Raw genomic sequence first — 13,616 nt, 5'->3', positions numbered from 1 at the left:
GTGCCGGACGCGCGCGGTCGCAAGGCGGAGGACCCGAAGGCGGCCTCCTGGGCCGTCGAGTGGTCCGACAACGCGGCGAACGCGCCGTCCGTCAGCGCGTGCGGGTGGCGACGGCGTCGGCGAAGGCCACCAGCGCCGTGCGGACCGAGCCGTCAGGCACCACCGAGAGGACGGCCTTCGCGCGCTCGGCCTCGCCGATGACGTATTCGCGCGCAGCCTGCAGCGACTTGGACTCGCGCAGGACGGCGACGGCCGCCGCGAGCGGGGCGTCCTGGGTCAGATCCCCGGCGAGGGCATCGAGTACGGCCGTCTCGCCGTTCGCCCGGGCAAGCAGCGTCGGTAGCGTCGGTACGCCTTCGCGCAGGTCCGTTCCGGGCGTCTTGCCGGACTCGTCGGAAGCGATGTCGAGGATGTCGTCGGACAGTTGGAACGCGGTGCCGATGAGTTCGCCGTACTCGGTCAGGGCGGCGACGATCTCCGCGGACGCCCCCGAGAACATCGCGCCGTAGCGCGCGGACGTGGCCAGCAGCGCGCCGGTTTTGCCCGCGACGACCTCGAGGTGGTGTTCGACCGCGTCACCGGTCGGTGTCACGCCTTCAAGGATCTGTCCCTCGACCAGTCGACCGAAGGTCTCGGCCTGGATCCTGACTGCTTCGGGACCGAGCTGCGCGGTGAGTTCGGAGGACCGGGCGAACAGCCAGTCGCCGGTGAGGATCGCGACGCGGTTGTCGTAGCGGGCGTTGGCCGAGTCGGCCGAGCGGCGTACGAGCGCCTCGTCCATGACGTCGTCGTGATAGAGCGAGGCGAGATGGACGAGCTCCACCGCCCGCGCGGCGACCTCGACATCGGCTGACTCGGTGCGCGGGCCGCATTCGGCGGCGAGGAGCACGAGCAGCGGGCGGAAGCGTTTCCCGCCAGCGGCCATCAGGTGCGATGCGGCCTCGGCGACGAACGGCGCCCGCGAGCGTACGTCCTGCGCCAACGCGATCTCGACCGAGGCCAACCGGGCCCGGAGGCGCGCCTCAAGAGCCTCGTCCGCGACAGCGATCGCCAAGGTGCTCGAACTCACACCAACAAGTCTCCCGCATGACGCAGTACCGACAGCATCGGGGCGGGGATCAACCCGAAAGCCAGCGTTGCCGCGACGCACACCGCGATCACCGCGACCGTCGGCCAGGCCGGCCGGTGCACCAGGCCGCGGCCCGGCTGCAGCGCAAAGAACATGGTGAGCAGGACCCGGGCATAGAAGAAGACCGAGACGACGCTGCAGGCCAGACCGATCATCACGATCGCGTACTGGTGCGCGGCGAGCGCGGTCGCGAAGACGCCCCACTTGCCGAGGAAGCCGACCGTCGGCGGGATGCCGGCCATGGAGATCAGCAGGATCGCGAACGCGAAGCCGAACCAGGGGTGCCGACGGCCGATGCCCGCCCACGAGTCCAGGTCGGTGGATTCCCCGCTCGACTTCCGCACCAGCGACACCAGCGCGAAGGCGCCGATCGAGGACGGCACGTACGCCACCAGGTAGAGCATCACCGCACGCGAAGCAGTCATCGTGCCGCTGGTGGTGCCGAGGATGCCGACGAGGAGGAATCCGGTGTGTGCGATCGCTGAGTACGCGAGGAGTCGCTTAACATCGGTCTGCGCAACAGCGAAAGCCGACCCGAGGGCCATCGACAGAGCCGCAATGATCGCGATCACCGGCCGCCACGCTGACGGGTCGGCACCAAAACCGATCCACAGCAGGCGAGTCAACGCACCGGCTGCAGCGACCTTGGTGGCGGCGCTCATCCAGGCCGCGACCGGCGTCGGCGCTCCCTGATAGACGTCCGGGGTCCAGGTGTGGAACGGCACCGCGCCGACCTTGAACAACAGCCCGACGGCGAGCAGAGCCAGCGCCGTCCACGCCAGCGCCCCATGAGCCTTGCCGAGGTCCGCGAGCTGCATCGAGCCGCTCGCCCCGTACGCCAGTGCGATGCCGTACACGAGGAAGCCCGAGGCGAAGGCACCGAGCAGGAAGTACTTGAGCGAGGCCTCCTGCGACAGCAGGCGACGCTTGCGGGCCAGACCGGTCAGCACATAGAGCGGCAGGCTGAGCACCTCGATCGCCACGAACAGCAGCAGCACGTCGTTCGCGACCGGGAGCAGCATCATCCCGCCGGCGGCGAAGAGCAGCAGCGCGTACGCCTCGGTGTGGATGAGGCGGTGGGTGGCGGCGGCCTCCTCGCGCGTTCCGGGCAGGACAGCGGCCTGCCCGACGAACGGGCTGATGTCGAGGCGGTTCTCGGTGAAGAGGAGTACGCCGAGGATCGAGGCGAGCAGCGCGAGCCCCTGCCAGACCAGCCCGGGGCCGTCGAGCGTGAGCTCGGTGGTGTGGCTCGGGTGGCTGGCGGCTACTCCGACAAAGGCCGTGACGAGCGCGGCGAGAGCGAGCAGCGGCTGCAACCGGGTGCGGGCCGTACGCGGGAGGAACGCCTCACCCAGGACGGCCACGCAGGCAGCACCGAAGACCGTCAGCGTCGGCCACAGCACTCCGTAGTTGATGTGCCCAGCGTCGATCGTCATCGGAGCACCCCCACCGCCGCGTGCGCGGCATCCAGGATCGGCTGCGGCCAGAAACCGAACACGACCATCGCCGACAGCAGCGGCACGAGCACCAGTCCCTCGGAAGCGGTGAGGTCCACGACGCCCTCACGGGTCGTGGCGGGCCCGGTGAAGATCCGCTGATAGGTCCACAGGGCGTACGCGGCTGCGAGCACGATCGAGGTGACCGCGATCGCGCCGACCCAGGGTGAGTACGCGAAGCCGGCGATCAGGACGAGCACCTCCGACACGAACTGGGACAGACCGGGCAGGCCAGCGGTGGCGAGCGCGGTGATCAGGAACGCTGCCGCCAGCCGCGGTGCGCGACCCTCGAGCCCCGCGTACGCCCTCAACTCCGGGGTGCCGGTGCGTGCGATCACCATGGCGGCGGCGGCGAGCAGCGCCCCGGTGACGATGCCGTGGTTGACCATGTACGAAATCGACCCCTGCAGGCCGGTCGCCGTCCCGACGAACACGCCGACCGTGATCAGACCGAAGTGCGACAACGAGGTCAGACCGATCAGCCGCAGCACGTTCGTCTGGGCGAGGGCGAGCACGGCGCCGTACACGACCGAGATCAGCGCGATCGCGAGCACGACGGGAGTGGCCCAGCGCGATGCGTCCGGGAACAGCCCGAGGCAATACCGGATCATCGCGAACGTGCCGATCTTGTCGAGGATGCAGACCAACAGGATCGAGGTCGCCGGAGTGGCTTGTTCAGTGGTGTCGGCGAGCCAGGTATGCAGCGGGACCAGCGGCGCCTTCGCCGCGAACGCGATGAAGAAGCTGACGAACAGCCAGCGCTCGGCGGTCGTGCTCAGGTGGACCTGGTGGAGATCGCTCAGCAGATAGCTGTGCGCGCCGGCGGCGTAGTAGCCGACCAGCCCACCGAGGAGGACCAGGCCGCCACCGACCTGATACATCAGGAACTTCATCGCCGAGCGGCCGCGGTCTGGACCACCGACGAGTCCGATCAGGAAGTAGGCCGGGATGAGCGTGGCCTCGAAGAAGATGTAGAAGGTGAAGAGGTCCTCGGCCAGGAAGACGCCGAGTGCGGTCGCCTGCAGGATCAGCGCCCAGGCCATCCACATCGGCGGGTGCTTGCGGGCGGCGACCAGAACGATCGGCACCAGCGACACGGTCAGCAGGACCATCAGTCGACCCATGCCGTCCAGGCCGAGCGCGAAATGCACGCCGAAGTCGCGGATCCACATCACATCGACGTGCTTGTCGCCAGTGACGGCGACGATGCCTGCCGCGAGGGTCAACAGCGCCGACCCAAGAGCAGCGCTGCGGTTGCGGGTGAGGAAGGTGACTCCGCTGCCGAGCAGCGGCACCAGCGGGAGGATCCAGATGGCTGCGTTCATTGACTGCCCGTTCACCAGTGCACCGCCAGAGCCGCGAGGGTCACGATCAGGACCCCGACCAGCATCGTGAGGGCGTACGACCTGACGTAGCCGTTCTGGCCCTTCCTGAGTTCACCGGCGAGCGCAGCGACCGCGACCGGGCCACCAGAGACCAGGACATCCACGCCGTACGTGTCGACGGTGCGGGTCATGGTGGCCACCTGGCTGAAGCCGGGGACGATGATGTCCTCGATGTGCGGGACGGGTACGTACCTCGTCACTCCACGGTCGATCTCGCGGCGACCGAACAACCGCCAGGCCAGACCGGCACCGCTCACGACAGCGATCAGGGCAGCCCCCGAGATCAGCCACTGGCCGGTGTCCGGACCGGGGACGGGCGTGTGTCCGACGACCGGCTCGAGGAAGTGCACGATCCAGTCGTTGATGACGAGCAGACCGCCGGCGGCCGAGAGGGCGGCGAGCGCAATCAGCGGGACGGTCATCACCCTCGGGGACTCGTGCGGGTGGATGTCCTTCTCCCAGCGCTCAGTGGTGAAGAAGGTCAGGAGCATCAGGCGGGTCATGTAGAACGCCGTCACCGCGGCACCGACCGTCGCGACCGCACCGATCCAGAAGTGCTCGTGGAACGCGGCTTCGAGGACCTTGTCCTTGGAGAAGAAGCCCGAGAACGGCGGGACGCCGATGATCGCCAGGTAGCCGAAGGCGAAGGTGGCGAAGGTGACCGGCATCGCCTTGCGGATCGCGCCGTAGTGCTTCATGTTCACGTCGTCGCCCATGCCGTGCATGACCGAACCGGCACCGAGGAACATGTTCGCCTTGAACGCGCCGTGGGTGAGCAGGTGGAAGATCGCGAACGGATACCCGGCCGGGCCGATCCCGGCGGCCAGCATCATGTAGCCGATCTGGCTCATCGTGGAGCCGGCCAGCACCTTCTTGATGTCGTCCTTCACGCAGCCGAGCGCGGCGCCCCAGAGGATGGTGACGAGGGCGACCACGATGACGGCGGTACGCGCGGTGCTGCTGAAGTCGAAGATGAAGTGGCTGCGCACGATCAGGTAGACGCCCGCGGTCACCATCGTGGCCGCGTGGATCAGTGCCGAGACCGGGGTCGGACCCTCCATCGCGTCCAGGAGCCAGCCCTGCAGCGGGACCTGGGCGGATTTGCCGCAGGCGGCGAGGAGGAGCAGGAGACCGAGGGCGGTGGCCAGTCCCGAGTTCATCGGGAGGTGATACCAGTCGGGCTGATCCCCGAGCGGCGAGTAGCTGAACCAGCCACCGAAGTGAGTCGCCACCTGGCCGATGTCGGTCGTCCCGAACTTCGCGAACATCAACGCGATCGCCAGCGCCAGACCGATGTCGCCGACCCGGTTCATCACGAACGCCTTGAGCGCTGCGGCGGCCGCGGACGGCTTGTGCTGCCAGAACCCGATCAACAGATACGACGCCAGGCCGACGCCTTCCCAGCCGAGGAACAGCACCACGTAGTTGCCAGCCAGCACCAAGGTGAGCATCGCCGCGATGAAGAGATTGAGGTACGCGAAGAAGCGCGTACGCCGCTCGTCGTGGGCCATGTAGCCGATCGAGTAGACGTGGATCAGCCCACCGACTCCGGTGATGAGCAGCAGGAACAGTGCGCTGAGATGGTCGTACGTCAGGTCCGCTCCGACAGTCACCGAACCGGCGTGGAACCACGTGCCGAGGTGTTCCGTACGCTGCCCCTCCCCCAGCAGGATGAGGGCGATTGCGAACGAGATCCCGGCCGCAGCGGTGCCGATCAGGTGACCGAAGGGCTTCAGTTGCGGGACGAGCAGGAGGAGAACCGCACTCACGAGCGGAACTGCGACAACGGCCGTCACCACTTGAGTGCGCTGACGTCGTCGATGTCGGCGGACTTCCGGGTGCGGAAGATCTGCATGATGATCGCGAGACCGACCACGACCTCGGCCGCAGCCACCACCATCACGAAGAACGCACCGACCTGGCCGTCAAGGCTGCCGTGCTGCTTGCTGAACGCGACCAACGCGAGGTTGCCGGCGTTGAGCATCAGCTCGATGCACATGAACACCACGATCGCGTTGCGTCGGGTGAGCACGCCGACGACGCCGATGCTGAACAGCAGCGCCGAGAGGACGACGTACGGGGTCACGACCCGTCTCCCTTCGTCGTGTGGCCGGGTAGTTCCGGAATGGTCCTGGAGCCGTCCGGGAGGAGTGCGGGGAGGTCGACCGAGTTGCCGGTGGCGTACGTGCCCGGCGTGGGGGCCTGGCCCAGCCCCGTCCCGGTGACGGCGTACGCGGCGAGGCGACGGCGCGCGAGGTCCGGCTGTCCCGGCTTGGGGACCAGCCTTTCCTTGTGGGCCAGGACCATCGCACCGATGGTCGCCGTGATCAGCAGTGCCGAGGTGGCTTCGAAGGCGATGACGTACGGCTTGAACAGCAGGTCGGCGAGCTGCGCGATGCCGGCGGTGCCTGGCGCGAAGCCGCGCACCGTGCCGAGGCTGGCCTGGCCGACCACGCTGACCAGCGTCACCGCGAGCGCTCCCCCGCAGACGACCGTGAGGACGCGGTGTCCGCCGATCTGCTCGCGGACGTCGTCGGCGACGTCGACACCGACGAGCATGATCACGAAGAGGAACAGCATCAGGATCGCGCCGGTGTAGACAACGATCTGGACGGCGAAGAGGAACGGCGCATCCAGCGCCGCGTAGAGCATCGCCAGGCCGATCATCACGATCGCCAGCAACAGGGCGGCGTGGACCGCACGCTTGGCGAACAGCACCCCGAGCGCCGCGACCACGATGACCGGGGCCAGGAACCAGAACGCGGTCATGCGTCCTCCCCATTCGTCGGCGGGGCGTAGTAGTCCTGCTCGGACTCCCCCAACAACATGGCGTGCGGCGGCTCGACCATGCCCTCCAGCAGCGGCGCGAGCAGGTCGCTCTTCTCCCAGATCAGGTCGCGACGGTTGTCGTCGGCCAACTCGTACTCGTTGGTCATCGTCAGCGCGCGGGTCGGGCAGGCCTCGACGCACAACCCACACAGGATGCAGCGCAGGTAGTTGATCTGATAGACGCTGCCGTAGCGCTCGCCGGGGCTGTAACGCTCCGCCTCGGTGTTGTCGGCGCCCTCGACGTAGATCGCGTCCGCGGGGCAGGCCCAGGCGCAGAGTTCGCAGCCGACGCACTTCTCCAGGCCGTCGGGATGACGGTTCAACTGGTGGCGGCCATGGAAGCGCGGAGCCGTCGGTTCCTTCTGCTTCGGGTATTGCTCGGTGACCGGCTTCTTGAACTGGGTCCGGAAGGTGACGCCGAACCCCGCAATCGCGTCCTTGGCGCTCATGCGTCGACCTCCTTGGTCTCAAGGGCCGCTGGTCGACCGATCGTCGGGAAGGTCAGCGGCTTTGCGGCACCGCGTACGACACCGCCCGCCGGCAGCTCCGGTGTCGGGAACGCGTGCTGCGCAGGCGAGGCAATCGCCGCCTTCTCGCGCTTGGACAGCATGACCCAGACGATCGCGAGGGTGACGACACCTCCCGCGAGCGCAAGCCATGGCCGCTCATCGATCCCGTTCTTGAGCGCCGCCATCCGGGCGATCGACACCGCCCCGATCCAGACCAGGGAGGCGGGGAGCAGGATCTTCCAGCCGAGCGCCATGAACTGGTCGTAGCGCAGCCGCGGCAGCGTCCCGCGCAGCCAGATGAAGAACCAGATGAAGGCGAACACCTTCACGAAGAACCACAACACCGGCCAGGCGCCCGACTCGATCGGCCCGTGCCAGCCGCCGAGGAACAACGTCGTCGCCAGCGCTGACACCGTGGCCATGTTGATGTACTCCGCGAGGAAGAAGAGTGCGAAGCGCAGGCTCGAGTACTCGGTGTGGAAACCGCCGACGAGCTCGCCCTCCGCCTCGGGGAGGTCGAACGGCGCCCGGTTCGTCTCACCGATCATCGACAGCACATAGATGACGAAACTCGGCAGGAGCACGACACCGTTCCACCAGTGCGCCTGCGCGAGGACGATGTCGCTCGTCGAGAGGCTGCCGGAGTAGACGAACACGGCGACCAGAGCCAGCCCCATCGAGACCTCGTACGAGATCATCTGGGCGCTCGAGCGCAGGGCGCCGAGCAGTGAATACGTACTCCCCGAGGCCCAGCCGCCCAGAACGATGCCGTAGATCCCGAGGCTGCCGAGTGCCATCACGAAGAGGACCCCGACCGGCAGATCGGCGAGTTGAAGCGCCGTGTACGTCTGGGTCCACGGGATGCGTACGACCGGGCCCATCGGGATCACCGAGAACGCCAGGAACGCGGGGACGACAGCCAGGACCGGCGCGATCGTGAAGACGACGACATCCGCCCTGCTGGGTGTGAGGTCCTCCTTCAGCGCCAGCTTCACGCCGTCGGCGAGGCTCTGCAGGAGGCCGAACGGACCGTGCATGTTGGGGCCGATCCTGTGCTGCATCCGCGCCACGACGCGACGCTCCCACCAGATGTTGAACAGCGTCAGCAGCACCAGGATGCCGAAGACGAGGAACATCTTGATCGTGATCACCCAGGCGGGGTCGTGGATGGTTGATGCGCTGGGGATCATGCGCTCACCGCCTTGGCGGTTTCGATCCGTTTGGCCAGCTCGGCGAGCACCCGCACGTCGGTGTACGCACCTGCGTCGAAGACCCTGTCGAACGGACGCTCGCGGCCTTCCCAGGTGACGAAGGTGCCGGCCTTCTCCGCGGGAGCTGCGATCGGCAGCACGACGTCCGCGACCTTGGCGAGGTCCGTGCGGTTCGTCTCCAGCGAGACCGTGAACGTACGGGTGGCCGCATCGATCAGTTCGGAAGTCGCGTCGACGCGGCCGAGGACCAGACCCCGGAGTTGGCCGATCGTCGCGGCACGGACGATCTCGTCGACGTCCCGGCCCCCGGGCAAGGGGAAGCAGCCGGCCTCGACCGCGCCCCGATCACCTGCACGGCGCGGGACCCAGGCGAGTTGTGCGCTCGCGTTGGCGGCAGCCGCGACGGCCTCGTCGAGGAGTCCGGGTGTCGCCGCCGCATCACGCCCCACCAAGATCACCGACCGGCTGGTGAGAGGGCGGTCGCCGCCGATCTTCCGAACGTTCGGATGGTCGGCGGGCGGTCGTCCGAACGTTCGGAAGATCGAGGCGCCGGCCCTCTGAGCCTGAATCAGCCAGAGGTCGATCGTCCCCGCCTCGGCCCTCGGGTCCAGACCGACGAGTTCGATGACATCGGCGGCCATCAGGTCGGAGTACGTCACCAGTTCGGCACCGCGTACGTGCTGGTGCAGGAACGCGGTCTCCTCAGGCGTCGCGGTGTCGCGGAAGTCGATGTCCTCGGTGCCGAGCGTCTCGCGAGCGAAGGTGGCGTACGCTCGCGCGTCCTCGAGGGTCACGCGGCCGCCGGTGAGGACAGCGGTCGGCCCAGCGGCGAGGCCGCCAGCCGCGAGCCCGAGAGCCTCGGGCCACGAGGCCACCCGCAGTGCGCCGTTCTCACGGATGAGCGGCATCTTCACCCGATCCCGGGTGAGGTAGCGGAACTCGAAGCGGTCGCGGTCGGTGATCCACTGCTGGTTCACCTCGGCGTCCTCGCGAGGAACCCGCCGCATCACCTTGCCGCGGCGGTGGTCGACACGGATGGCGGCACCGCAGGCGTCGTGTTCGGCGATCGAGTCACTGGAGACCAGGTCGAACGGTCGGGCGCGGAATCGATAGTCCGTGCTGGTCAGGGCCCCGACCGGGCACAGATCGATGATGTTGCCCGAGTACGGGGAGTCGAACGGCTCCCCGTCGACCGTGCCGACCTGCTGACGGGCACCGCGCTCGATCAGGACCAGGCGCGGGTCGTCGGCGATCTCCTCGGCGAAGCGCGTACACCGCTGGCAGAGGACGCACCGCTCACGGTCGAGCAGGATCGTGTCCGAGACCGGGATCGGCTTCTCGTACGTCCGCTTCACCCCGTCGAAGCGGGTCTCCCCGGCGCCGTGACTCATCGCCTGGTTCTGCAGGGGGCATTCGCCGCCCTTGTCGCACACCGGGCAGTCGAGCGGGTGGTTGATCAGCAGGAACTCCATCACCCCGGCCTGCGCCTTGGCGGCACTCGGCGACGCGGTCTCGACGACCATGCCGGCCGCGACAGGAATGGTGCAGGACGCCTGCGGCTTGGGGAAGCCGCGCCCGTTGCCCGCATCCGGGATGTCGACAAGACACTGACGGCAGGCACCTGCGGGCTTGAGTAGTTCGTGGTCGCAGAAGCGCGGGATGTCGATGCCGAGTTGCTCGGCCGCCCGGATGATCAGGGTGCCTTCGGGCACGGTGACCTCGCGGCCGTCGATGGTGAGCGTCACACTGCGCTCTTCAGAAACGTTGCTCATGACCAGGCCACGCTCGCTTCGCGGTCGAACGGGCAGCCACCATGCTCGAAATGCGCGATGTACTCGTCGCGGAACAGGGTGACCGAGGAGATGATCGGCGCGGTCGCGCCATCACCGAGCGCACAGAACGACTTCCCCGCGATGTTGTCGCACTGGTCGAGCAGCAGGTCGAGGTCCTCGGCCGTGCCGTCGCCTTTCTCCAGCCGTGCGAGCACCTGCTTGAGCCAGTACGTGCCCTCGCGGCACGGGGTGCACTTGCCGCACGACTCGTGCTCGTAGAACTCGGTCCAGCGGAGCACCGCCCGGACAACACAGACGCTGTCGTCGAAGATCTGCAGGGCGCGGGTGCCGAGCATGGAGCCCGCCTTGGCGACCGATTCGAAGTCGAGCGGGACATCGAGCTCAGCAGCAGTGAACAACGGCGTCGAAGAACCACCCGGCGTCCAGAACTTGAGCGTGTGGCCCTCGCGCATGCCTCCGGCGAAGTCGATCAGCTCGCGCAGGGTGATGCCCAGGGGAGCCTCGTACTGACCCGGCTCCTTCACGTGGCCGGAGAGCGAGAAGATCCCGACACCCTTCGAGGTCTCGGTGCCGAGGCTGTCGAACCAGCCGGGTCCGTGGCCGATGATCGCCGGCACAGCGGCGATCGACTCGACGTTGTTGACGACCGTCGGGCAGGCGTACAGGCCGGCGACGGCAGGGAACGGCGGACGCAGTCGGGGTTGACCGCGGCGACCCTCCAACGAGTCGAGCAGCGCTGTCTCCTCGCCGCAGATGTACGCACCGGCGCCGGCGTGGACGATGACGTCGAGGTCGTACCCGGACCCGTGGATGTCCTTGCCGAGGTGGCCGGCCGCGTACGCCTCGCGCACGGCGGCCAGCAGGCGGCGGTAGACGTGCACGACCTCGCCGCGCAGATAGATGAACGCGGAGTGCGAGCGGATCGCGTACGAGGAGATCGCGATGCCCTCGATCAGCGTGTGCGGGGAGGCCATCAGCAGCGGGATGTCCTTGCAGGTGCCCGGCTCGGACTCGTCGGCGTTGACGACGAGATAGCGCGGCAAGTCCCCCAACGGCGGGAGGAAGCCCCACTTCGTGCCGGTGGAGAAGCCGGCGCCGCCACGGCCACGCAGGCCCGAGGCCTTGACCTCCTCGATGACCGCGTCCTGCTCGAGGGTGAGCGCGCGGTCCAGCGCGGCGTACGGGCCGTAGCCCTCCAGCGTCCAGGAACGCTCGACATCCCAGTTCTCGGTGAGGACGGGCAGCAACTGGCTCATCCGGCCTCCTCCTCGAGTGCGGCGGCCTTGCGCAGACCGACGAGCGAGGCTGTGCCAGCCGAGGGGCCTTCGTCGGCGCGGCCGTCCTCGAACCCGGCGAGTACGCGCTCCACGTCGCGCCAGCAGGTGATTTCAGCGCCGCGCGGGGAAGTCACGGTGTGGCCTGCGCGGAGGTTGTCGACGAGTTCGACGGCACTGTCCGGAGTCTGGTTGTCGAAGAACTCCCAGTTGACCATCACGACCGGCGCGTAGTCGCAGCCCGCGTTGCACTCGACGTGCTCGAGCGTGATCGCGCCATCGGCCGATTCGTTCCCACCCAGATGGTGCTGCAGCCGTTCGTAGATGAGGTCGCCACCCATGACCGCGCACAGGGTGTTGGTGCAGACGCCGACGAGGTGGTCGCCGACCGGCTTGGTCTTGTACATCGAGTAGAAGGTCGCCACTGCGGCCACCTCGGCCGTGGTCAGGTCGAGCACCGCAGCGCACTCCTCCAGGCCGGCCTGGGTGATGTGACCCTGCACCGACTGCAGCAGGTGCAGCATCGGCAGCAGGCCGGAGCGGCCCTCGGGGTAGCGGGCCGCGATCTCACGCAGCTCATCGCGGGTCTTGTCGGTGATCATCGGTCGACTCCTCCCATGACGGGATCGATGGAGGCAATCGCGACGATCACATCGGCGACCATCCCGCCCTCGGACATCACCGAGGTGGCCTGCAGATTGGTGAAGCTCGGGTCACGGAAGTGGACGCGGTACGGCTTGTTGCCGCCGTCGGAGACGACGTGTGCGCCGAGCTCCCCACGAGGTGACTCGACGGCGGAGTAGACCTGCCCGGCCGGCACCTGGAAGCCCTCGGTGACGAGTTTGAAGTGGTGGATCAGCGCCTCCATCGACTCACCCATGATGTGTCGGATGTGGTCGAGCGAGTTGCCCAGGCCGTCGGTGCCGACCGAGAGCTGCGAGGGCCAGGCGATCTTCTTGTCCGCCACCATCACCGGTGCGCCGTCCAGCCGTTCGAGCCGGCGTACGCACTGCTCCACGATCCGCAGCGACTCCTCCATCTCGGCCAGACGCACCCGGAACCGTCCGTACGAGTCGGCGGTGTCCCAGGTGATGACGTCGAAGTCGTAGTCCTCGTACCCGCTGTAGGGCTGGGTCTTGCGCAGGTCCCAGGCGTACCCGGTCGACCGCAGGATCGGGCCGGTGAGGCCCAGCGCCAGACAGCCCTCGAGGTCGAGGTGGCCGATGCCCTCGAGCCGGCCCTTGAAGATCGGGTTCGCGTTGCAGAGCGCCGCGTACTCGGGGAGCCGCGTACGGAAGAGTTTGACGAAGTCCTTGATCTCCTTGAGGGCTCCGTCGGGGAGGTCCTGCGCGACGCCCCCGGGGCGGATGAACGCGTGGTTCATCCGCAGGCCGGTGATCAACTCGAACAGGTCGAGGACGAGTTCGCGCTCGCGGAACCCGATCGTCATCACGGTCAGCGCACCGATCTCCATGCCACCGGTGGCGATGCAGACCAGGTGGCTCGAGATCCGGTTGAGCTCCATCAGGAGCACCCGCATGACCTGCGCCTTCTCCGGGATCTGATCCTCGATGTCGAGGAGACGCTCGACGCCCATCACGTACGCCTGCTCGTTGAAGAACGGGCTCAGATAGTCCATCCGGGTGACGAAGGTGGTGCCCTGGGTCCAGGTGCGGTACTCGAGGTTCTTCTCGATGCCGGTGTGCAGGTAGCCGATGCCCGCCTGCGCCTTGATGACCGACTCGCCCTCGAGTTCGAGGATGAGCCGCAGCACGCCGTGGGTCGACGGGTGCTGCGGACCCATGTTGACCACGATCCGCTCGTCATGGTGCTCACGGATGTCGTCGGCCAGATCGGTCCAGTCCTGACCGGTGACCGTGTACGCACGGGTGGGCTTCGCCGTCATCGCGACACCGCCCGGAGGTCGAGGGTCTTGCGCTGAGCCTCGACCTGCGCGCGTACGCGTGCGGCCAGCGATCGAATCGACATC

Annotated in this window: 12 protein-coding genes; all 12 read right to left on the bottom strand. The window is 67.8% G+C overall.

Features of this window, described 5'->3' with window-relative positions; all coding sequences use genetic code 11:
- Positions 1-91: 91 nt before the first annotated feature.
- Genes KCTC_RS10650 through KCTC_RS10595 form a run of 12 tightly spaced genes read right to left on the bottom strand, consistent with a single transcriptional unit; the run spans position 92 to position 13,532 of the window.
- Positions 92-1,069, bottom strand: coding sequence for a polyprenyl synthetase family protein (locus tag KCTC_RS10650; RefSeq protein ID WP_125569256.1), 978 nt, complete (start codon positions 1,067-1,069; stop codon positions 92-94).
- Entirely contained in the window at positions 1,066-2,565 is a 1,500-nt protein-coding gene (gene nuoN / locus KCTC_RS10645) for an NADH-quinone oxidoreductase subunit NuoN (RefSeq protein WP_125569255.1), read from the bottom strand. Before nuoN ends, KCTC_RS10650 begins: the two co-directional genes overlap by 4 nt.
- A complete protein-coding gene (locus KCTC_RS10640; protein ID WP_125569254.1) occupies positions 2,562-3,950 on the bottom strand; it encodes a complex I subunit 4 family protein in 1,389 nt (462 codons plus the stop codon). Before KCTC_RS10640 ends, nuoN begins: the two co-directional genes overlap by 4 nt.
- Positions 3,951-3,961: 11 nt before the next feature.
- Positions 3,962-5,806 carry an NADH-quinone oxidoreductase subunit L gene (nuoL, locus tag KCTC_RS10635; protein WP_125569253.1) on the bottom strand — a complete coding sequence of 615 codons (1,845 nt, stop codon included), beginning with the start codon at positions 5,804-5,806 and terminating at the stop codon, positions 3,962-3,964.
- Positions 5,803-6,096: an NADH-quinone oxidoreductase subunit NuoK gene (gene nuoK, locus KCTC_RS10630; protein ID WP_125569252.1), complete on the bottom strand. Its 294-nt coding sequence runs from the start codon at positions 6,094-6,096 to the stop codon at positions 5,803-5,805. The genes nuoL and nuoK overlap by 4 nt, the downstream gene beginning before the upstream one ends.
- Positions 6,093-6,779 (bottom strand): NADH-quinone oxidoreductase subunit J, encoded by a 687-nt coding sequence (locus KCTC_RS10625; RefSeq protein WP_125569251.1) that lies wholly within the window; start codon positions 6,777-6,779, stop codon positions 6,093-6,095. Before KCTC_RS10625 ends, nuoK begins: the two co-directional genes overlap by 4 nt.
- A complete protein-coding gene (nuoI, locus tag KCTC_RS10620) occupies positions 6,776-7,288 on the bottom strand; it encodes an NADH-quinone oxidoreductase subunit NuoI (RefSeq protein ID WP_125569250.1) in 513 nt (170 codons plus the stop codon). The genes KCTC_RS10625 and nuoI overlap by 4 nt, the downstream gene beginning before the upstream one ends.
- Positions 7,285-8,538, bottom strand: a complete 1,254-nt coding sequence (gene nuoH, locus KCTC_RS10615) for an NADH-quinone oxidoreductase subunit NuoH (RefSeq protein ID WP_125569249.1) — start codon at positions 8,536-8,538, stop codon at positions 7,285-7,287. The genes nuoI and nuoH overlap by 4 nt, the downstream gene beginning before the upstream one ends.
- The gene (gene nuoG / locus KCTC_RS10610) at positions 8,535-10,331 is read right to left on the bottom strand and encodes an NADH-quinone oxidoreductase subunit NuoG (RefSeq protein WP_125569248.1); all 1,797 of its coding nucleotides are present in this window, start codon (positions 10,329-10,331) and stop codon (positions 8,535-8,537) included. Before nuoG ends, nuoH begins: the two co-directional genes overlap by 4 nt.
- Entirely contained in the window at positions 10,328-11,608 is a 1,281-nt protein-coding gene (gene nuoF / locus KCTC_RS10605; protein WP_125569247.1) for an NADH-quinone oxidoreductase subunit NuoF, read from the bottom strand. Before nuoF ends, nuoG begins: the two co-directional genes overlap by 4 nt.
- Complete coding sequence (nuoE, locus tag KCTC_RS10600) at positions 11,605-12,228, bottom strand: NADH-quinone oxidoreductase subunit NuoE (RefSeq protein WP_125569246.1); 624 nt, start codon at positions 12,226-12,228, stop codon at positions 11,605-11,607. Before nuoE ends, nuoF begins: the two co-directional genes overlap by 4 nt.
- Entirely contained in the window at positions 12,225-13,532 is a 1,308-nt protein-coding gene (locus KCTC_RS10595) for an NADH-quinone oxidoreductase subunit D (protein WP_125569245.1), read from the bottom strand. Before KCTC_RS10595 ends, nuoE begins: the two co-directional genes overlap by 4 nt.
- Positions 13,533-13,616: the final 84 nt, after the last annotated feature.

The organism is Nocardioides baekrokdamisoli, from assembly GCF_003945325.1.
GTDB classification, from domain to species: Bacteria; Actinomycetota; Actinomycetes; order Propionibacteriales; family Nocardioidaceae; genus Nocardioides; species Nocardioides baekrokdamisoli.
Note: the sequence above shows the minus strand (reverse complement) of the source record. Positions and strands in the feature narration are given on the sequence as shown.